Annotated in this window: 14 protein-coding genes; 1 reads left to right on the top strand and 13 read right to left on the bottom strand. The window is 61.4% G+C overall.

Features of this window, described 5'->3' with window-relative positions; all coding sequences use genetic code 11:
* From DK870_RS00070 to DK870_RS00010, 13 genes are all read right to left on the bottom strand, one after another.
* The gene (locus tag DK870_RS00070; RefSeq protein ID WP_161547552.1) at positions 1–2,451 is read right to left on the bottom strand and encodes a TonB-dependent siderophore receptor; all 2,451 of its coding nucleotides are present in this window, start codon (positions 2,449–2,451) and stop codon (positions 1–3) included.
* A 92-nt stretch (positions 2,452–2,543) separates the two neighbouring features.
* Positions 2,544–3,494, bottom strand: coding sequence for a FecR domain-containing protein (locus DK870_RS00065; RefSeq protein ID WP_161547550.1), 951 nt, complete (start codon positions 3,492–3,494; stop codon positions 2,544–2,546).
* The gene (locus DK870_RS00060) at positions 3,491–4,000 is read right to left on the bottom strand and encodes a sigma-70 family RNA polymerase sigma factor (RefSeq protein WP_161547548.1); all 510 of its coding nucleotides are present in this window, start codon (positions 3,998–4,000) and stop codon (positions 3,491–3,493) included. Before DK870_RS00060 ends, DK870_RS00065 begins: the two co-directional genes overlap by 4 nt.
* A 73-nt stretch (positions 4,001–4,073) precedes the next feature.
* Positions 4,074–5,519 (bottom strand): efflux transporter outer membrane subunit, encoded by a 1,446-nt coding sequence (locus tag DK870_RS00055; RefSeq protein ID WP_104995136.1) that lies wholly within the window; start codon positions 5,517–5,519, stop codon positions 4,074–4,076.
* Entirely contained in the window at positions 5,516–6,574 is a 1,059-nt protein-coding gene (locus DK870_RS00050; RefSeq protein ID WP_161547545.1) for an HlyD family secretion protein, read from the bottom strand. Before DK870_RS00050 ends, DK870_RS00055 begins: the two co-directional genes overlap by 4 nt.
* A 15-nt stretch (positions 6,575–6,589) precedes the next feature.
* Entirely contained in the window at positions 6,590–8,125 is a 1,536-nt protein-coding gene (locus DK870_RS00045) for an MFS transporter (protein WP_161547542.1), read from the bottom strand.
* A gap of 232 nt (positions 8,126–8,357) precedes the next feature.
* Entirely contained in the window at positions 8,358–9,278 is a 921-nt protein-coding gene (locus DK870_RS00040) for a LysR family transcriptional regulator (RefSeq protein ID WP_060755475.1), read from the bottom strand.
* Positions 9,279–9,329: 51 nt separating this feature from the next.
* Positions 9,330–10,181 (bottom strand): ABC transporter permease, encoded by an 852-nt coding sequence (locus DK870_RS00035; protein ID WP_161547539.1) that lies wholly within the window; start codon positions 10,179–10,181, stop codon positions 9,330–9,332.
* A 13-nt stretch (positions 10,182–10,194) separates the two neighbouring features.
* Entirely contained in the window at positions 10,195–11,046 is an 852-nt protein-coding gene (locus tag DK870_RS00030) for an ABC transporter ATP-binding protein (protein ID WP_090367672.1), read from the bottom strand.
* Between the two features lie 26 nt (positions 11,047–11,072).
* Positions 11,073–11,966, bottom strand: a complete 894-nt coding sequence (locus DK870_RS00025; RefSeq protein ID WP_060755472.1) for a TauD/TfdA family dioxygenase — start codon at positions 11,964–11,966, stop codon at positions 11,073–11,075.
* 225 nt (positions 11,967–12,191) lie between these two features.
* Entirely contained in the window at positions 12,192–13,556 is a 1,365-nt protein-coding gene (locus DK870_RS00020) for an HlyD family type I secretion periplasmic adaptor subunit (protein WP_060755471.1), read from the bottom strand.
* The gene (locus DK870_RS00015) at positions 13,546–15,702 is read right to left on the bottom strand and encodes a type I secretion system permease/ATPase (RefSeq protein ID WP_161547537.1); all 2,157 of its coding nucleotides are present in this window, start codon (positions 15,700–15,702) and stop codon (positions 13,546–13,548) included. Before DK870_RS00015 ends, DK870_RS00020 begins: the two co-directional genes overlap by 11 nt.
* A 41-nt stretch (positions 15,703–15,743) precedes the next feature.
* Entirely contained in the window at positions 15,744–17,102 is a 1,359-nt protein-coding gene (locus tag DK870_RS00010) for a TolC family outer membrane protein (protein ID WP_060755470.1), read from the bottom strand.
* Between the two features lie 338 nt (positions 17,103–17,440).
* Between DK870_RS00010 and DK870_RS00005 the strand changes: the two genes are divergently transcribed.
* Positions 17,441–21,267: retention module-containing protein (locus DK870_RS00005; RefSeq protein WP_161547535.1), on the top strand; the 3,827-nt coding region annotated here is incomplete at its 3' end.

Genomic DNA, 21,267 nt, shown 5'->3' with positions numbered 1-21,267 from the left:
CTACCAGTCGTAGGTCAGGCTCGACACCACCGTGCGCCCTTCACCGTAATAGCAGTCCAGGTCACCGGTGCACTGCGACACGTAGGTCTTGTTGGTGAGGTTCTGCACGTTCATCGCCAGTTTCACGCCTTTGAGTTGCAGCGGTGACTGCCCCAAGTCGTAGCTCAGGCTGGCGTCGTAGACACTGTATGAAGGTACGCTGAAGGCACCTTCGTAGTAATCGCCCAGGCTCTGGCGCGCATAACGTACGCCCAAGCCCGCGCCGAGGCCGGCCAAGGGCGTGTCGCCCAGTACGCTGTAGTTGACCCACATCGACGCAGTGAGCGGCGAGATGCCGGCAGGATGGCGACCTTGGCGGCCGTCGTTGTCCTGGGTGTACTTGATGTCGTTGCGCGCAGCCGACGCAATGACTTCCCAGGCGTCGCTGAGGGCGGCCTTGGCTTCCAGCTCCACACCCCGTGAGCGCATGGCACCGCTTTGGGTGCTAAAGGTGGTGTCCACAGGGTTGGTGGTCAGTACGTTTTTCTGATCCAGTTGATATACCGAAACCTGCACAAAACTCTTCTGCCCTGGCGGCTGGTATTTCATGCCGACTTCATATTGGTTGCCCGTCGAGGGCTCGAACGGCTTGCCGGTGGCGTCGGTGCCGGCCAGTGGCAGGAAGGATTGCGAGTAGCTGATGAAGGGCGCCAGGCCGTTATCGAACAGGTACACCAACCCGGCACGACCAGTGAACGCCTGGTCCTTGCTGGCGAAGCGGGTATCTGCCAGCGGTTCCTTGTTCACCACATTGGCCCAGTCATAGCGCCCGCCCAGCACCAGCGTCCATTTATCCAGCTTGATCTGGTCCTGCGCGTACAGGCCGGTCTGGGTGATGGAGCGATCCCAGCGGTAAGGCTGGCCGAAATTCAGGCGCTGGCCATAGACCGGCTTGAACAAATCGATGACCGGTGGGTTGCGGTCATACAGGCCGTGGAATAGCGAGTTGGAATGGTAGTAATCCAGGCCAACGATAGCGGTGTGAGCCAACACACCGGTGTCGAATTCAGCCTGGGCGATGCTGTCCACGCCATACACTTTGTTGTTTTGCGCCCAGTCCACGCCAAAACGTTGCAGATAGCGTTGGTCCTGTACACCGGTCACCGGGTTGGGAACGAAGGCGTAGCCGTGCAGTGGCGCGGTATAGCGGTCGTCCACCTCGGCATAACGTGCATTTTGCTTGAGGGTCCAGGTGTCGTTGAGACGATGGGAGATCTCGTAACCCAGCACGTACTGCTCGCGGTTGTATTGGTTCACGCCGGGTTCGCCAAGAAACAGGTCGCGCTTGATCTTGCCGTTGGGGTTGGCCCACAACGTGCCGGACGCGGGCAAGCCTTGGGCTTCGGGCACACCTTTGTCTTTCTGGTACTGGGCGAACAGGGTCAAGTGGGTGTCGTCGTTGGGGCGCCAGGTGAAGCTGGGCGCGATGAACTGACGTCTGTTTTTGACGTAGTTGATTTCGTCCTGCCCGTCATTGGCCAGCCCGGTCAGGCGGTAGAGGAATTGCCCTTGCTCATCCAGCGGGCCACTCAGGTCGATGGCGGCGCTTTTATGCGCGTACGTGCCGGCCTCCAGCACGATCTGATGAATCAGCGTTTCGCTGGGCCGCTTGCTGACCATGTTGACGATGCCACCGGGCTGGTTCTGCCCATACAGCACCGAGGCCGGGCCTTTGAGCACTTCGATACGCTCCAACCCATAGGGCTCGATCTGCAACGCGCCACCGGTACTGCCGCCACCGTAGGGCAAGTGCAACCCATCCAGGTACAACGGCACGGGAGCAAAACCGCGGGAAGTGGGTTCGTCGAATAACTTGACCCGGTCTGCAAAGCCGCCGGCACTCATGCCCGGGGTGTAGAGCAATGCCTGGGTGACGCTCTGTGAGCCACGCGCCTTGATTTCGGCGGCGCTGATCACGTTGATGGTCTGAGGAATTTCCACCAGCGCCGAATCCGTCTTGCTGCCGGAGGCGCTGCGCGTGGCCACGATGCCGTCCACCCGCCCCCACGCGCTTTCCTGCGCTTCGCCGCTGATTTGCGTAGCGCCCAACTGCACCGCGCCGCCTTCGGCAATCGCCTGCAATGACCAACTGCCTTGGGACTGCACCGCGACCAACCCACTGCCCGCCAACAATTGCCCCAACCCATCCGCAACCGCGTACTGGCCTTGCAGGCCCGCGCTGCGCCTGCCTTGAGTGAGCGAAGCGTCCACCGACAGCAAGATCCCCGAAACGCTGGCGAAGCGATTAAGCGCCTGATCAAGACTCCCCGCCGGAATGTTATAGGCATGCCGGGCTTCGCTGCCCTCTTGGGCCTGAACCAGGGTTGGCGCCAGGGGCACCGTGGCCAGCAGGCTGACGAACAGGCTGCGGCGCAGGGCGCGGGCCAAGGGTTGGATTGGGTGGTGCGGCATGGCTGGACTCCCCGTGAGAACGCTTCTTGATTGGCTTTCAAGAGCTATCCCGAGCGAGGCGCGCAAACCGACAAGCGCTGACCAGAATATTTTCAGACCCTGGCCTTGATGGTCACCCAGAAGCGCGTCACCGTCTGCACTCGCACCGGCAACGAACGCTCCAAGGCTGCCAGGATTGCGTTGGTATTACGCAGCGGAAACACACCGGTCAGCCGCAAATCGGCAACGTTCGGATCACAACGCAACACGCCCGGCCGATAGCGACTCAACTGCGCGACAAACTCACCCAGCGGCTGGCGTTCGGCGATCAGACGATGCTCGGTCCAACTGCTGGCGTTAGCATTCACCGCAGGCAAGGCCGAGCTTTCGCGCTCGTTGAACCACAGGCTGTCACCGGCATTCATCTGCACCGCCGCACCCTTCCAAGGGCTGACGCGCACGCGGCCTTCATAGAGATCGACACGGCTGCCATCGGGCAATTCGCGCACGGAAAAACGCGTGCCCAACGCTTGCACATCACCGGCCGGGGTTTGCACGATCAGCGGGCGCAGCGGGTCGTGACCGCTGGTCAGCAGGACCTCGCCACGAATCAGACGCAGGCGCCGCTCGCTGTCGCTGAAGCGCAGGTCAAACGCACTGTCGCTGTTGAGGTCGACCCGCGTGCCGTCGCTGAGGATCACGCGGCGGATCTCGCCCGTGGTGGTGCGGTGCTCGGCGAAAGCCGCTTGCCAGGGTTCGCTGCGCTGCACCAGATAGCCGCTGCCGCCGGCGACCAGCAGCAGGCCGAGCAGCTTGAGGGCCGCACGGCGCTGGGTGTCCGGGGTGTCGCGCAGTACGGCGCGGGCGCTCTCGGCCGGCACTGCGCCAAGGGTGTGCTGCAGTTGCTGCAAACGTTGCCAGGCGCGGCGATGTTCCGGGTCAGCCGCCTGCCATCGGGCAAACGCCTCGCGCCGTTCACCCTGCAGGTCACCGCCCCATTGCAACATCAGCCACTCGCTGGCTTGCTCGACAATGGCTGGGGCGATGGGCGCGTCGTGCTTCATTCGGCGTAGGCCACGTGGTAACAGGCGACGATGGCACGGGTCATGTACTTCTGCACCGAGCTGACGGTAACCCCCAGGCGCTCAGCAATCTGGGCGTAGCTCAAGCCTTCGAATTGCGACAGCAAGAACGCCCGGCGCACATTGTCGGGCATGCGGTCGAGCATGGCGTCGATCTGCAGCAGGGTTTCGAGGATCAGCGCGCGAGTTTCCAGCGACGGCGACTCCGGTTCAGGCAGGTGCGCAATGCTTTCCAGGTAGGCACGCTCGATGCGCAGGCGCCGCCATTGATCGATCACCAGGTTGCGCGCAATCTGCGCCAGGTAACTGCGGCTCTCCTTGTCACCGGGGAAACGTCCGGACACCAGCAGGCGCAGGAAGGTGTCCTGGGCCACGTCGGCGGCGTGCTCGCGGTCGCCCAGGCGCTTGCGCAGCCAGCCTTGCAACCAACCATGATGATCGCGGTACAGGAGGTGAAGCGGGTGCTGGCCGTCAGTCGCGGTGTCCATGAAAAGCTCAGATACACTATTGAGAGCAATTATCATTACACCTTATTTCGCGACTGACAAAACTCTTTGTGATTCAGCGCTTCGCGGTTTGCAGCGGGTACACCGATTCCCAACCACCGCCCAAGGCTTTGTACAAGCCAACCATCGCCAGCGACACGCCGGTGGAGCTTTCCACCCATTGCTCCTGCGTCGCCAACAAAGCGCTTTGCACGGTGAGCACGTTGACGAAATCCACCACGCCTTCAACGTACTGCTGCTGTGCCGTGGTCAGTGCGATCTGGTTCTGGCGCACGGCTTCGGCAAGGCTGTCGCGCCGCAGTTGGCTGGCGTTGTAGCGAGTCAACTGGTCGTCGATTTCGTGCCAGGCCCGCAGCACGGTTTGCTGATACGCCAGCGCCGCTTCCTGCTGCTGGGCTTCGCGCAAATTCAACATGCCTTGCAGGCGCCCGCCATTGAACAGCGGCAAGCTCAACTGCGGACCGAAGGCAAACGCGCGAGAGCCCCAGGAGCCGAAATCGGCGAGTTGCATGGCCTGCGAACCGAGACTGCCGGACAGGGTGATACGCGGATAGAAGTCGCCCTTGGCCACACCGATGTTGGCGGTGGCTGCATGCAAACGGGCCTCGGCCTGACGAATATCGGGGCGACGCTCCGCGAGTTCCGACGGCAGGCCTATAGCGACCTGCCGCTGGGTTTGTGGCACAGCGGCGTCCTTTGACAATTGCGCATGCAGCGCCTGTGGCGGCTCGCCCATCAGCAGGCTCAGGGCGTTGATCAGCTGGTCCTGGCGTTGCTGCAACTCCGGCAGGCGCGCTTCGATGGCCGCTACCTGGGCAGCGGCTTCGGCGACATCCAGATCCGTGGCCACACCATCGGCCAGGCGCAATTGCGAGAGCTTGAGGCTGTGGCGAGCGACGTCGAGGTTTTGCTCGGTGACGGCGCGGGTGTTCTGTACGCCACGCAGTTGGATGTAGTCCTGAGCGGTCTCGGCAAGCACCGAAAGCAGCACAGCGCGGCGGTCGTCTTCAGCGACTTGCAGCGTAGCGTCGGCAGCTTCGGTTTCGCGTTTGACCCGGCCCCAGAAGTCCAGCTCCCAAGCGGCGGAGAAGCCCGCATCCCACTGGTTGAACGCTGCGCGACCGTTCTCGCCGGACGGGTCACTCAAGCCTTTGCCGCTGTTGCGTTTGCGCTGATAGCCGCCCGCTGCAACGAGGTTGGGATAACGCTCAGCGGTGGTCACCTGGCGCACGGCGCGGCTTTGTTGCAGACGGCTGCTGGCCAGTTTCAGGTCAAGATTGTCGGTGAGCGCACGCCGGGTCAGCGCCGACAGTTGTGCGTCGTGGAATACGTCCCACCAGCGCTCCTGCAACGGGTCGGTCACTGCACGGCTGGCGGCCTGACGCCCCTGGGGTTGGCTCCATTGCGTGACGTGTGGACCTTGGGGCCGTTGGAAATCCGGGCCAACGGTACACGCGCTCAGGCTGATAAGGCTCAAGGTAAGCCAGGCCATCTGTCTCATTGCTGGGCCACCTCACGCGGCTGCGCGACTGCGTGCGTGTCGACGCTGGCTTCCACCGACATACCGACGCGCAGGCGCTCGGTCAGCGGCTGGTTGGGTTCGAGGACAATCTTTACCGGAATCCGCTGTACCACCTTGGTGAAATTACCCGTGGCGTTATCCGGTTTGATCGAGGCAAAGGTCACTCCGGTGGCGGGCGCAAGGCTTTCCAGATGCCCCTTGAGCAACTCGCCGTCGAGGCTGTCGACGCTGACCTGCACCGCCTGGCCAGCCTGCATATGCGACAGTTGCGTCTCCTGGAAATTGGCCACTACATAGGCCTCGGCCAACGGCACCACCGCCAGGATCTTGCTGCCCGGCGTCACATAAGCGCCCACCCGTACCGCACGCTCGCCGACCATGCCATCCACCGGCGCAACGATGCGGGTGTAGGACAGCTGGTAACTGGCCATTTCCAGCGCGGCCTGGGCACGCTTGAGTCCACCTTCGGCGGCATCACGCTGAGCGGTGAGAATCTCCACCTGCTTGCGCTCGGCCGCCAACACCGCCGTGGCTTTGGCCAGACGCGCGGTGGCTTGATCGATGCGGGTCTTGGCTTGCTGGGCGTTCTGCACCGTGCCTGCGCCGACACCAGCAAGGTGGTTGTAGCGATTCAACTCGTGTTCGGCGAAGGCCATTTCGGCGCGATCAGCCGCCACCGTAGCCTGGGCCTGGGCGATCACCGAGCTTTGGCGCTCCAGGGTCGCGTTGGCATTTTTCAATTGGGCCTGGGCCACCAAGGTATCCGCATCAGCCGCTTGGGCGGCGGCGCGAAAATCGCGGTCGTCGATCAGCGCCAACAGTTGGCCGGCTTTGACGCGCTGGTTGTCTTCCACCAGCACTTCCTTGATGAAGCCCGCCACGCGCGGCGCAACCAAAGTGAAGTCGGCGGCGACGAAAGCGTCGTTGGTGGTCTGGCGCTTGTTGGCCAGAAGCTGCGGCACGGCCAGGTAAACCAGCACACCCACGGCGAACACCGCAATAACGGAGACGGCTATTTTGTCTTTGCGTTTCATGAGAAGTCCTTTGGGCTAGGTCGGTGCGCGAGGCGGAAAGATCCGCGTGGGCATCCAGAAAATCAGCAGGATCAACGCCACCGCGACCGCGGCCATGACGTAGTAGAGATCTGAAGACGTGAGCACCACGGCCTGTTCGTGCAGGCGCCGGGCCAGGCCCGGTGAGTCGCCGTCGGCCAGGGGCGAGTTGCCCAGGCGGTCCACCAACAGGGTCGAGTGAAAATGCAGGCGCTGTGTGGTCAAGGTATCCAGCACGGCGGTGGCGACCACGGCGGCGAGCCCCTTGATGGTGTTGAACCAGGCCGAAGCGTACGGCCCGTCCATCGGCTGGATGCTGCCGGTGGAAAGCATCAATAGCGGCAGCACCGCCATCGGCTGACCGAAGATTTGCAACAGGTACCAGCCATAGAAATCGTCACGAACCCAGGCCGAGGTCAGGTGCGAACTGCCGACGCAACACAGCACCAACAGGCTCAAACCGATCCCCAGCACCCACCGGCAATCGACCCCGCGCAGGTTGCACAGCGCCGCCACCAACGGCAGCGCGATCAACTGCGGCAGTGCCATCAGCAGCATCACCGGCGCGGTTTGCAGTGGGCGATAACCCTGGACCTGGGCGAGAAAACTCGACGGGATAATGATCACCGACGTCAGCACCACCAGCACGCCAGCCAACACGATCAGGGCAAACGCCAAGTTGCGCAGGCCGAGCATCTGCAACTTGAAAAACGGTACCGGGTGCGACCATTCATTGAGCATGAACAGCACCAGCAACAGACTGCCGCCACTCAACAGGAAGGTGATCAGGCCCGACTCGAACCAGTCCAGGCGATTGCCCTGCAACAGGCCGATCACCAGCATGCAGATCGCCGGGAACCCCAGCAGCAAGCCGCGCCAGTTGAACTGTTTGAAGCGCTCCAGGCGTAGCGGATCTTGCGGCAAGCCGTAGGCCACCGCGGCCATGGCCAACAGGCACGGTGCGACTATCTGCCAGAACGCCCATTGCCAGCCGACGTATTCGGTCCACAACGCCGCCAGTGGCGTACCCAGGCTCGGGCCGAAGGTGGCGGTAAGCGCATACCCGGCCAAGCCGTACAGCTTGACGTTGGCCGGCAGGAAGCGCAGCGCCACGGTCATCAACATCGGCGGCAGCGCGCCACCCGCCAGGCCTTGAACCGTGCGCAGCACCAGCAGGCTTTCGTAGTTCGGCGCGAACGGGCACAGGATGCCAAGCACCGTAAACAAAGCGATCGCACACAGCGTGAAGCGGCGCAGGGAAAACGTCACCGAGCACCAAGGCGCAAAGGCCATCGCCGCCACGGAGGTCGCGGTGTAGGCGGCGACCAGCCAGGTGCCTTCGTCAAAGCCGAGGTACAGCGCACCCCGGATGTCGGCGAGGGCAACCTTGGTGACCATCTCGTTGAGACCAGATACGAGTACCGCCAGCAGCACGCCGACCAGGCCGATGATGATGCGCGGGCCGAACGCCGGTGGCGTAAGCGCGGTCGGTTTGGCTGCGGCCTGGAGAGCGGGGGCAGCGAGGGAAGTCATGAACAGGCAGCTCGGCATTAGAAATACCGGAGCAGTCTAATCAGGCAAATCCATGACAAAAAGTTACTTGTTGGAAGGTTATAAGTGCGTCAGACGCAATCCATGTGAGAGGGGGCTTGCTCCCGATGGACTGCGTAGCAGTCCCATTTTGAGGCCGCTGCGCGGCCTATCGGGAGCAAGCCCCCTCCCACAGGAGCCCCCTGCCACTGTTTTATCCCTCCCGCCTCAGGAATCAGGTCGGCTGGGCCTCCAGCCACGTGGCATGGCAACTCGCGCGCATGGTCTCGCGCAGCCATTTGTGGGCCGGGTCTTTGTCGAAGCGAGGGTGCCAGGATTGAGCCAAGACCAAGGTCGGCAGGGAGATCGGCAGCGGGAAAGCCCGCAACGGCAGGTTCAAGCGATTGGCGCTGTAGAGCGCTTCCTTCGGCACCGGCAGGATCAGGTCAGAATCGGGCAACATGAACATGGCCCCATGAAAACCTGGGGCGATCATCGATACGCGGCGTTCCAGGCCCTGCGCATTCAGCGCCGTATCAATCGGGCCACGGGAGATGCCGCGCCGCGAAATACTGATGTGGGAATAGCTGGCAAAGCGCGCAGCGGTGATCTCTTCGTCAAACAGCGGGTGACCTTCCCGCGCCAGGCCGATGAAGGTGGTGGAGAACAGGTTCTGCACTTTCACCTCAGGACTGGCGGGCATGGTGTTGCTTACGCGCAGATCCAGCCGCCCCTCGCGTAGCGCTTCGTCGTCGGTGTCGCCCTCGGGCACAAAGCACAGCTCGCACAACGGCGCCATGCGTTCCATGGTGTCGAACAGCCGACCGCCATACACGCCGATAAAGAAGTCATTGGCACGCACGCTGAAACGGCGGCGCAAGGTGCTCAAATCCACTTGATCCGCCGAGCGGAATAGCAGCGCCGCCTGCTCCACCACGTTGCGCACCTGGCCTTGCAGCTCAATAGCCTTGGGCGTCGGCACCAGGCCACGTCCGGCGCGCACCAGAATCGGGTCGCCCACGGCCTCGCGAATACGTGTCAGGGTACGGCTCATGGCCGCGGGGCTGAGGTTCATCCTGCGAGCGGCACCCACTACGCTGCCCTCGTCGAGCAAGGCGTCGAGGGCGACCAGCAGGTTCATATCCGGTAGTTGCATGCCAAGCACTCGTGATCAGTGGGGAGTGAATGGGGTGCAATCCTAGCAGGGTCAGGAGCGCTGCATGCCCCAACGCTTCACCGTAAGCCGTTCGAAGGTGTTGAACACCAGGTTTTCCACCAACAGGCCGATCAAGATCACCACGGCCAACCCTGCAAACACCTTGTCGGTGTACAGCTCATTGCGGTTCTGGAAGATATACCACCCCAACCCGCCCTTGCCGCTGGTGGCGCCGAACACCAGCTCGGCGGCGATCAGGGTGCGCCAGGCAAATGCCCAGCCGATCTTCAGGCCGGCCAGGATCGAAGGCAGCGCCGCCGGGATCAGGATGAACAGCACGAAGCGCATGCCCTTGAGCCGATAGTTGCGTCCAGCCATGCGCAGGGTTTCGCAGACACCGAGAAAACCGGAATAGGTGTTCAGCGCCAAGGCCCACAACACCGAATGCACCAGCACGAAAATCAAGCTGTTCTGCCCCAGGCCGAACCACAGCAGCGCCAACGGCAACAGCGCAATCGCCGGCAGCGGGTTGAACATCGAGGTCAGCGTGCTCAGCAGGTCGCGACCCAGCTGGGTCGACACCGCCAGCGTGGTCAGGGCAAACGCCAGTACGATGCCGATCAGGTAACCCTTGATCAACACCGCCAGCGAGATGCTGACCTTACTCAGCAGTTCACCGCTGAGCAGGCCGTCGAACAGCGCCTGAGTCGTTTGCAGAACGCTGGGCAGTAACAGGTCGTTGTTCTGATAACGCGCGACGGCTTCCCAGAGGATCGCCAGCACAACCAGGATCAAGCCTTTGCGCAGCCAGCCTTGTTGCCACAGGCGTTGCCGCAACGGCAGCTCGCGCTCCACGGAAACGCTGAGCAGCGGTTCGAGGTTGATTTCAAATTCCTGACGCATGGGGCAGCCCCTTTCAGTAAGCGATGCGGATATCGGCGAAACCCAACTCGCGCTCGGCTTCAGGCGCTTCGTCGAACAGCAGGCGATGAATGCGCTGCGCCGATGCCTGGAATTCCACACCGCCAAGGCTGTGCAGGTCGTATTGATGGCTGTGGACTTCAGCACGCACCCGCCCGGGGTGGGGCGACAGCAACAGAATGCGATTGCCCACCACCAAGGCTTCTTCGATGGAGTGCGTTACGAACAGCAGGGTAAAGCGTACTTCTTCCCACAGCTGCAGCAATTCTTCCTGCATCTTGCGGCGGGTCAGGGCATCGAGGGCGGCAAAGGGTTCGTCCATCAGCAGGATTTTCGGCTGCATGGCCAAGGCGCGAGCAATGGCTACACGGGCTTTCATGCCACCGGACAGGGTGTGCGGATAAGCCTCGGCGAACGCACTGAGGCCGACTTTTTCGAGGTAGTGCAGCGCCCGTTCTTCAGCGTCGCGGCGCTTCAGGGTTTTGGACGCCAGCAAGGGAAACATCACGTTCTGCTTGACGGTTTTCCAGGGCGGCAGTTGGTCGAACTCCTGGAACACCACGATACGGTCCGGGCCTGGTTGTTCGACTTTTTGCCCCAGCAGGCGGATCTCGCCTTCACAGGGTTTGATAAACCCGGCGATGGACTTGAGCAACGTGGATTTGCCGCAGCCCGATGGGCCGAGCAACACGTAGCGGTCGGCCGGATCAATCTCGAAACTGACTTGGTGAGTGGCACGCACCACACGCTCGGGCGTGCGGTATTCGAGGCTGACGTTGTCCACCGCCAACAACGGTTGAGCCGTATTCAGAGTGCTGGCCGCGTGGCCTTGCAGGGGCGCGTTCATTTCATCTCTCTTGCCGGGAATGGGATTCAGAACGGCGCATCGCCCTGGATAGTGGTGCGAAACAGCTTGCGCCGCAGGTGGCTCGGGCAGCCGGCGGCGAGGTGAATCAACGAGCGGTTGTCCCAGAACACCATGTCGTGGGGCTGCCACTGGTGACGGTAGATGTTTTGCGGCAGCACGCTGTGGGCGTACAACTGGGCCAGCAGATCGCGGCTTTCGTCTTCCGGCAGGTCGACAATGCGCGTGGTGAAGCCTTCGCTGACAAATAACGCCTTGCGCCCGGTTTCCGGGTGGGTGCGCACAATGGGGTGCACTACTTCGGCGACCTGAGCGAGTTGCTCGGGGGTCAGGGTCGGGCGCCAGTTGCCCTCGAATTTGGTCTCGCTGTAACGCGCCGTGTATGAGTGAGCGGCGCTGCGGCCCTCCACCGCTTTGCGCAAATGTTCAGGCAGTTGGTCCCAGGCTTTATGCATGTCGGCAAACAGCGTGTCGCCGCCTTCGGACGGCAACTCCTGGGCGTGCAGCATCGAACCCAGGCTAGGCAGTTCCTTGTACGACAGATCCGAATGCCAGAACTTACCCGCATCGCCCAGGCCGATGGACTGGCCGTTTTCGATGATGTTGGAGACGATCAGGATTTCCGGGTGATTGGCCAGCAGGAACTGTTTGAGCACATGGATCTGCAGCACACCGAAACGGCGGCTGAAGGCGATCTGTTGTTCGGGGGTGATGCGTTGGTCACGGAACACGACGACATGGTGGTCTAGGTGTGCGCGGTGGATGCGGGCGAAGTCCTGGTCGTTGACCGGGCGCGACAAGTCCAGGCCGATGATCTCGGCGCCGACGCTGCCAGGGAGTGGGCGGATCTCGAAGAGCTGGGCGGTTGAGGTCGCTGTTGGAACAGTAGAGGTGGCGGACATGTGGGCACTCCCGGTCGGACTGGGGAGTGACTTTATAGATATAAGAACTGGCGATTAAATACCGTTAAAGAATATCTATATGCATTAGGTACGGGGTTGTGTGGGAAGGCTGATGGCCCTATCGGGAGCAAGCCCCCTCCCACACTCGACCGCATTCCTATGCCGGAACGCGGTCAAGTGTGGGAGGGGGCTTGCTCCCGATGAGGCTCATTCAGGCGATACAAGTCAACGCTCGTGCAACGCCTCGGCCCGCGCCTTGATGATCGGCTTGAGCAGGTAGCTCAGGATGCTCTTCTTGCCGGTGATGATGTCCACCGACGCGACCATGCCCGGGATGATCAACAACGGCTTCTCATCGGTTCCCAAGTGGCTGCGGTCGGTGCGCAGGGTGATCATGTAGTAGGTGGTTTTCTTGTCTTCATCGGTGATGGTGTCGGCACCGATGCGTTCGAGCTTGGCTTTCAGGCCGCCGTAGATGGTGTAGTCATAGGCGGTGAATTTGACGATCGCTTCCTGCCCCGGGTGCAGGAAGGCGATGTCTTGCGGGCGGATCTTGGCTTCCACCAGCAGCGTGTCGTTCAGCGGTACGATCTCTACCATGTCGCTGCCCGGCTGGATCACGCCGCCGACGGTGTTGACCAGCAATTGCTTGACGATCCCGCGCACGGGCGAGGTGACCAGGGTGCGGCTGACCCGGTCTTCCAGGGCGCGGCCGGTGGACTCGGCCTTGTTCAGTTCGGTGCGGGCTTCGTTGAGCTGGGTCAGCGCTTCGCTGCGGAACTTGCCACGGGTTTCGTCGATCTTGCGTTGTACTTCCTTGATCGCCGACTCGGCCCGGGGGATCGCCAGGGTAGTGGCGTCCAACTGGCCGCGGGTTTCCATCTCGGCACGCTTGAGGCGCAACACTTCCACCGGCGACACCGCACCCTGGGCCACCAGCGGTTCGGACATGTTGATTTCCTGGCGTTGCAGGGACAACTGGCTGCGGTACTGGCTTTGTTTGGAGGTGAATTCACGCAGTTCCTGCTGGCGTTGCACCAGTTGTTCCTGCAAGCCGCCGACTTCGTCCTTCAACTGCTGGCGGCGGCTGTCATACAACGAGCGCTCACTGGCAGCCTGGTTGGGCGCGGCCTTGAGCACATCGTCGGGGATGTTCAGCGGGCGGTCATCCACCTGGGCACTCAGGCGCTCGACGCGCAGTTGCATGGCCAGGCGCAGGGCTTCGGTTTCACCGGCATTGGAAACAAAACGCGTGTCATCGAGGCGAATCAACGGCGCGCCGGCTTCCACCACCTGGCCTTCCTTGACGTACAACTCGGAGACGATACCGCCTTCCAGGTTCTGGATTTTCTGCAACTTGGACGAGGGGATTGCCTTGCCGTCGCCACGGGTGACTTCGTCGATGCTGGAGAAGCCTGCCCACGTCACCAGAAAGATGAAGAACGCGATGATCGCCCAGATGGTCAGGCGGATAACCCGCGGCGCATCTTCGACCAGTGCTTTGTTGACTTCGGGCAGGGGCTGACCCTGCAGCGAATCGGAACCTTTGAAATAGCGGCCAACCGCGCTTTTGATGGAGTTAAGCAACACTGATCTGCCCCTTTTTCAGCGCTTCCATGACCACGGCTTTCGGGCCGTCTGCGAGGATCTGCCCACGGTCGACCACCAGCAGGCGGTCCACCAGCGAGAGCAGTGAGGCACGGTGAGTGACCAGCACGATGGTCTTGTTTTGCACCACGGCTTGCAGGCGCTGTTTCAGGCGCTCTTCACCGGTGTTGTCCATGGCGCTGGTGGGTTCGTCCAGCAGCAGGATGGGCGGGTTGAGCAACAGTGCACGGGCCAGGGCAACGTTCTGGCGCTGGCCGCCGGAAAGGTTTTGCCCGCGCTCGCCGACTTGCAGCTCATAACCCTGCGGATGCAGGCGGGCGAACTCATGCACGCCGGCCAGTTCGGCGGCCTGCAGGACCATTTCGTCTTCGACATAGCGTGCACCGCACACCAGGTTGTCGCGCAGCGTACCGGCGAGCAGTTGGATGTCCTGGGCCACGTAGCCGATGTTGTGGCGCAGTTCGCTGACGTCGATCTGGCGCACATCCACGCCATCCACCAGCAAGGCACCGAAGTCCGGCTGATAAAGGCCGACGATCAGTTTGGCCAGGGAGCTTTTGCCCGAGCCGCTGCGGCCGATGATGCCGATTTTCTCGCCGGGCTTGATCACCAGGTTGATGTTTTTCAGCGCGGCGTTCTGTTGATTCGGGTAAGTGAAATTAAGTCCCCGGCATTCGATGGCGCCTTGCAGGGTGCGGCGGCTCATGGGGCGCTCTTCGAAATTGCGCTCCTGGGGCAGCTCCATCATCTGGTCGGTGGACATCATGGTGACCTTGGCTTGCTGGTAACGGGTCAGCAGGCCCGACAGCGAAGCCAACGGGCTCAAGGCGCGGCCGCTGAGCATGTAGCAGGCGATCAGGCCACCCATGCTCAGGTTACCGTCGATGATCTGGTACACACCGAACACGATCATGATCACGCCGGCCAGTTGCTGGATCAGCAGGGTCATGTTCATCGACAGGCCCGACAGCAACTTCACCCGCAGTTCAAGGCGGCTCAAGGTGCCGATGGTCTGTTCCCAACCGTACTGGCGCTCGCTCTCGGCGTTATTGACCTTGACTGCGTCCAGTCCGGCGAGGGTTTCGATCAGGCTCGACTGGCGCTCGGCGGCCAGGGCCATGGTGCGCTCCATGGTCGCGACGAGCGGTTTCTGCAGGGCATAGCCGATGCCCAGGGCAATCGGGAACGCCAGCACCGGAATCCACACCAGGTGCCCGCCGAGAATCGCGATGACCAGAAAGATCAGCAGAGTGAAGGGCAGGTCAATCAGGCTGGTGAGGGTCAACGAAGCGAGGAAATCGCGCAAGCTCTGAAACTCGTGGATGTTCTGCGCGAAGCTGCCGACCCGTGCCGGGCGGTACTTCATGGACATGCCGACAATGCGCTCGAACAGCGTGGCCGAGATAATCAGGTCGGTCTTTTTACCGGCTAGGTCCAGGCACAGGCTGCGCAGGCTTTTGAGGATCAGGTCGAACAGATAGGCACCGCAGATGCCCACTGCCAGCACCCACAGGGTGGCTGTGGCCTGGTTCGGCACCACGCGGTCGTACACGTTCATCACGAACAGCGGCGCGGCCATCGCAATGATGTTGATCAGGAAGCTGGCGGCAATGGCGTCGGTGTAGAGCCAGCGCGAACGCATCAGCGTGTCACGGAACCACGAACGCGCCCGAGGAATCAGGGTGCCGTGGTTGACGTCGAATTTGTGCTGCGGTTGGGCGAAGAAAACCTTGCCGGCATAGTCGCCGGCCAGTAGCTCGCGCTTGATGATGACTTCACCGCCGTCGCTTTCGCTGAGCAGGATGCGGGCTTCGTCTTCGCCCTGCCAGCCCACCAGCACGGCACTGCGCCCCTCTTTGAGCAGCAGCAACGCCGGCAGGGCAATCGTTGGGATCTGTTCCAGCTTGCGTTGCAGCAACCGCCCCTGCAGGCCCGCCCGCGCGGCTGCACGGGGCAGCAACTCGGCACTCAACCGCTGCGAAGGCAGCGGCAGGCCGGTGGTGAGCATGGCCGCGCTGGCCGGTTTCTGGTGCAGGGCGCAGAGCGCAAGCAACCCGTCGAGTAACGGGTCGTCGTGCAGCGTGCGTGGATCATGGTTGAGATGAACTCGACTGACTTCGGATTCCACGCGGTGCACTCTCGACTAACAGATGGGGCTATGGGGACGACTCAATTCATCCCAGGCAGTTGGACGTTAGGCTTCACGTCGGTCTGCACGACGGAGGCCATCGGTGGGACCACTCCCTGGCTCTTGAGCAATTCGCCCATGGTCGCCTTGATTCGATACTGAGTAAATAACTGAATGTTCTTGATCTCTTCCAGACGACGGGAAGCGGTGAATAATTCGTTCTCACTGTCGAGCAAATCGAGCAGGGTTCGTTGGCCGAGGCTAAACTGCTGCTGATAAGAGGTACGCACCCGGGTGCTGTGGTCAACGTACTGCTGGGCCACGGGCAGCTGCGCGTTGGCGTTGTTCAGGGCGTTCCAGGCCAGGCCCAGTTCTTCGTTGAGCTGGCGCAGGGCGTTGTTGCGGATATCCAGGGCCTGGTTGGCCTGGTACGACTTGGATTGCAGGTCAGCCTTGTTGCTGCCGCCGGCAAACAGGTTGAAGCGCATGCGCACCATGGCTTCCCAACCGTTGTTGTGGCTGGCGTCACCCGAGACGTTGTTGTCGGCGTTGGTGCCAAGTTCGGCGTCAAAGCGCGGGTAGAAGGTGGACTTGGCGGCTTCGTACTGCTTCTCGGCGGCGGAGATATCCGACTCGGCCGAACGCAGCACCGGGCTGTTGTCGAGCATCTGGCGGCGTGCCTCATTCAGGTCTGCCGGCAGCATGGCCATGAACGGTGCCGGACGCTCCAGTTGGTCGGGCATCTGGCCAACGGCACTGAGGTAGTTGACCTCGGAGTCGGCCAGGTTGGTCTGCTCGGTGATCAGGTTGTTGCGGGCCTGGGCCAGACGCGCTTCGGCCTGGTCCTGGTCGGCGCCGTTGCCGACGCCGCGCTGGGTACGCAGTTTGATCTGATCGTAGATGCGTTCGTGGTTGCGCAGGTTTTCTTCGGCCAGGCGCACGAACTCACGACGGGTCAGTACATCCAGGTACACCTGGGCAACGGTCAGGCCGGTGCGCTCGGAGGTACCGAGCAAGGAGTAGGCGCGGGAGTTGACGTTGGCTTGCTGGCGACCGACTTCGCTGGAAGTGGCGAAGCCGTCAAAGATCATCTGTTGCAGGCGCAGGCTGGACTCGCCGCGGTTGAGGGTGTCCCAGTGGTTGCCGTTGGGGCCATTGGCGGCGCGAGTAGTGGAGTTATCGGTGCCTTCGCGGCCGTAACCGGCGTTCAGGTCGACCCGAGGCAGATATCCACCTTGGGCTGCACGCAGCTGGTAATCAGCGGCGATACGGCTGTTCACACCGGCTTGAATTTCCGGGTGCACGTCCAAGGCCTGCTGCATGGCTTGGGGCAGTGTCTGGGCTTGTACGAAACTGGCGGCGAGAACGAACGGTATTGCCTTGAACAGGTGCAGACGCATTAAAAAATTCCCCAGGACTTCTTGTCTCAAATCACAGCGATTCAGGCCGCTGCGTCGGATAATGGCTACCGTAATGACCGTACGTCGGAAAGTTCAAAAAGCGGAACTGCTTCACACATGTAGGACGGTTCGCCGCATAAATATCAATGTGACATTACGGGGCCAATTGTTTAGGATGGCGGTCATAAGGTCAATAGTTTGGCATAAACTAGATCGCGAATAAATCTAGCCAAATATTTGACGAAACCATCTTTACAGACTACGCCCCTCCTGTTTGGCCCTCCCCCTCGAGCGGCCACATGGAAATCATCAGAAACGGATCGCCGGAGAAAATTTTAATGAGCAGTGTTGTTGCCATCGTCAAAAGCATTGTTGGTCAAGTTTTCGTTATTTCTCCGGAAGGAACGCGGCGTGTATTAGTAGAAGGTGACCGCCTGTTTGCGGGCGACCAGGTCGACACCGGCATGTCGGGCGCTGTGAGCCTGGAACTGGCCGACGGCCGCACGCTGGACCTGGGCCGGGAAACCCAATGGAGCGCCGACCTGCCGGACTCCACCGTCGATCTGGCAGCTGCCGCCGAGAACGCGGCGCCGTCGGTTGCCGAGCTGCAACAAGCCATTGTCGCGGGCGCGGACCCGACCACCGACCTGGAAGCCGCTGCCGCAGGCCCAGCCGCTGCCGGTAATGGCGCCGCAGGCGGTGGCCACAGCTTCGTCGTGCTGGACGCGACCGCCGGCCGCGTTGACCCGACTATCGGCTTCCCGACCGCGGGCCTGGGCCAGGCCAACGCGGCACTGACCCAGAACGTCGGCGCCCAGCCTGGCGGTAATAACGGTGGCCTGACTCTGCAAACCGCCACGCTGACATTGGGCGCCACGTCGACCATTACCGAAGCCGGTGGCGTACTGACCTACACCGCCACCGTGACCCAGGCACCGATCGGCAACCTCAACATCACGTTGTCCAACGGTGCAGTGATCACCATCCCGTCGGGCCAACTGACCGGCACCGTCAACGTGCCCCTGGCCCCGAACGACAGCCCGTACATCGACCCAAGCCAAATCAGCGTCAACGTCACCGGTACCACCGGCGGCAACAACCTGGTGCTGAACATCGATACCACGCCGGCAGTGACCCAGGTCACCGACACCATCGACACCACCACCATCGCCCTGACGGCAGGCTCGACGGTCACTGAAGGCGGCCAGATCACCTACACCGCCACGTTGACCAACCCAGCACAGACGCCAGTGACTGTCACTTTGAGCAATGGCTCGGTGATTACCATCAAGGCGGGCGAGTCCACTGGCACTGTGGTTGTCGATACCCCGGCTAACGACGTCTACAACAACGGTTCTACCGTCAGCACTACTATTACCGGTGCGACCGGCGGCAATTTTGAGAATCTGGTGCCGAGCACGACTCCGGCCGTTACTACGATTACTGACTCAGTCGACACCACCACCGTCGCCCTGACGGCCGGCTCGACCGTGACCGAAGGCGGCCAGATCACTTACACCGCCACGCTGACCAACCCCGCGCAAACACCAGTGACTGTCACTTTGAGCAATGGCTCGGTGATTACTATCAAGGCTGGAGAATCCACTGGCACTGTGGTTGTCGATACCCCGGCCAACGACGTCTACAACAACGGTTCTACCGTCAGCACTACTATTACCGGCGCGACTGGCGGCAACTTTGAGAATCTGGTGCCGAGCACGACTCCGGCCGTTACCACGATTGTTGATTCGGTCGACACCACTAACGTTTCGCTGACCGCTACCGGAACGGTTGTCGAAGGCGGCCAGATCACCTACACCGCCACCTTGACCAACCCCGCGCAGACGCCAGTGACTGTCACTTTGAGCAATGGCTCGGTGATCACCATCAAGGCGGGCGAGTCCGTTGGCAGCGTGGTTGTCGACACCCCGCCGAATGATGTCTACGTCAATGGCAGCACCGTCAGCACCACCATTACCGGGGCGACCGGCGGCAATTTCGAGAGCCTGGTGCCGAATACGGCCCCGGCGGTCACCACGATTACGGACTCGATCGACACTACGACCGTGACGCTGACCGCGCCGACTGAGGCAAACGAAGGCGGACAGATTACCTACACCGCGACGCTTTCGAATAAAGCGGGCACTGACGTCACCCTGAAGTTGGATAACGGTTCGACCATTACCATCAAGGCTGGCGATACCGTCGGTACCGTGACCGTCCCAGCACCGAGCGATGACGTGTTCATCGACAAGAGCACCCAGACCGTCAAGATCACTGACGCCACAGGCGGTAACTTCGAGAAGCTGGAAGTTGCCGGTAACGGCGCCACAACGACCATCAATGACACCATCGACAAGGTCGATGTGGTCCTGACCGCCACCAACACCGTCGGCGAAGGCGGCAACATCGTCTACACCGCCAGCCTTGTGGATAAAAACGGCGCGGCAGTAACCAACATCACCAATCCGCTGACGGTCACCTTGGACAACGGCCAGACCATCACCATTGGTGTGAACCAGTCCAGCGGCAGCGTCACCGCCGTGGCGCCGAACGATGTTTACAACGGCGACCAGACCGTCACCACCGCGATCAAAACTGTGACCGGCGGCGAGCACTTCGAGAACCTGGTACCGGGTACTACGCCGGTAAATACCACCGTTACCGATACTCCGGGTACTGCAGATACCACCACCGTGACCCTAACTGCGCCAAGCGCAGTTAACGAAGGCGGTCAGATCACTTACACCGCGACCTTGAGCAATAAGGCCGGCACCGACGTCACTCTGAAACTCGACAACGGTTCGACCATTACCATCAAGGCCGGTGACACCGTCGGTACCGTGACCGTTCCTGCACCTAGCGATGACGTGTTCATCGATAAGAGCACCCAGACCGTCAAGATCACCGACACCACCGGCGGCAACTTCGAGAAACTGGAAGTTGCAGGCAACGGCGCAACCACCACCATCAACGACACTATCGACAAAGTCGATGTGGTACTGACGGCCACCAATACCGTCGGTGAAGGCGGCAACATCGTCTACACCGCCAGCCTTGTGGATAAGAACGGCACACCGGTGACCAACATCACCAATCCGCTAACGGTCACCCTGGATAACGGCCAAACCATCACCATTGGCGTGAACCAATCCAGCGGTTCTGTCTCAGTAGTCGCTCCAAACGACGTCTACAACGGCGACCAGACCGTCACCACCGCGATCAAAACTGTGACCGGCGGCGAGCACTTCGAGAACCTGGTACCGGGTACTACGCCGGTGAACACCACCGTTACCGATACTCCGAGCACTGCAGACACCACCACCGTCACGCTGACCGCGCCAAGCGCAGTTAACGAAGGTGGTCAGATTACGTACACCGCCACGCTTTCTAACAAAGCAGGTACTGACGTCACCCTGAAACTCGACAACGGCTCGAGCATTACCATCAAGGCTGGTGACACCGTCGGCACTGTGACCGTCCCAGCGCCGAGCGATGACGTGTTCATCGACAAGAGCACCCAGACCGTCAAGATTACCGACGCTACCGGCGGCAACTTCGAGAAACTGGAAGTTGCAGGCAACGGCGCGACCACCACGATCAACGACACCATCGACAAAGTCGATGTGGTCCTGACCGCGACCAACACTGTGGGCGAAGGCGGCAATATCGTTTACACCGCCAGCCTTGTGGATAAAAACGGTGCGCCGGTGACCAACATCACCAACCCGCTGACCGTAACGTTGGATAACGGCCAAACCATCACCATCGGTGTGAATCAGTCGAGCGGCAGCGTCACCACCGTGGCGCCGAACGATGTCTACAACGGCGACCAAACCGTTACCACCGCGATCAAAACGGTAACCGGCGGCGAGCACTTCGAGAACCTGGTGCCGGGCACTACGCCGGTAAACACCACCGTTACCGATACTCCGGGTACTGCTGACACCACCACCGTCACGCTGACTGCGCCAAGCGCAGTTAATGAAGGCGGTCAGATTACGTACACCGCCACGCTTTCTAACAAAGCGGGTACTGACGTCACCCTGAAACTCGACAACGGTTCCACCATCACTATCAAGGCCGGTGACACCGTCGGCACCGTGACCGTCCCGGCGCCAAGCGATGACGTGTTCATCGACAAGAGCACTCAGACCGTCAAGAT

It is taken from the genome of Pseudomonas sp. Q1 (genome assembly GCF_009935975.1).
GTDB lineage: Bacteria > Pseudomonadota > Gammaproteobacteria > Pseudomonadales > Pseudomonadaceae > Aquipseudomonas > Aquipseudomonas palleroniana.
Note: the sequence above shows the minus strand (reverse complement) of the source record. Positions and strands in the feature narration are given on the sequence as shown.

What these genes read in the sequence shown, in the direction of transcription:
- DK870_RS00055 (WP_104995136.1), bottom strand. Translation starts at nt 5,519, where the DNA reads ATGAGACAGATGGCCTGGCTTACCTTGAGCCTTATCAGCCTGAGCGCG.
- DK870_RS00050 (WP_161547545.1), bottom strand. Translation starts at nt 6,574, where the DNA reads ATGAAACGCAAAGACAAAATAGCCGTCTCCGTTATTGCGGTGTTCGCC.
- DK870_RS00010 (WP_060755470.1), bottom strand. Translation starts at nt 17,102, where the DNA reads ATGCGTCTGCACCTGTTCAAGGCAATACCGTTCGTTCTCGCCGCCAGT.
- DK870_RS00035 (WP_161547539.1), bottom strand. Translation starts at nt 10,181, where the DNA reads ATGCGTCAGGAATTTGAAATCAACCTCGAACCGCTGCTCAGCGTTTCC.
- DK870_RS00045 (WP_161547542.1), bottom strand. Translation starts at nt 8,125, where the DNA reads ATGACTTCCCTCGCTGCCCCCGCTCTCCAGGCCGCAGCCAAACCGACC.
- DK870_RS00070 (WP_161547552.1), bottom strand. Translation starts at nt 2,451, where the DNA reads ATGCCGCACCACCCAATCCAACCCTTGGCCCGCGCCCTGCGCCGCAGC.
- DK870_RS00065 (WP_161547550.1), bottom strand. Translation starts at nt 3,494, where the DNA reads ATGAAGCACGACGCGCCCATCGCCCCAGCCATTGTCGAGCAAGCCAGC.
- DK870_RS00025 (WP_060755472.1), bottom strand. Translation starts at nt 11,966, where the DNA reads ATGTCCGCCACCTCTACTGTTCCAACAGCGACCTCAACCGCCCAGCTC.
- DK870_RS00040 (WP_060755475.1), bottom strand. Translation starts at nt 9,278, where the DNA reads ATGCAACTACCGGATATGAACCTGCTGGTCGCCCTCGACGCCTTGCTC.
- DK870_RS00030 (WP_090367672.1), bottom strand. Translation starts at nt 11,046, where the DNA reads ATGAACGCGCCCCTGCAAGGCCACGCGGCCAGCACTCTGAATACGGCT.
- DK870_RS00060 (WP_161547548.1), bottom strand. Translation starts at nt 4,000, where the DNA reads ATGGACACCGCGACTGACGGCCAGCACCCGCTTCACCTCCTGTACCGC.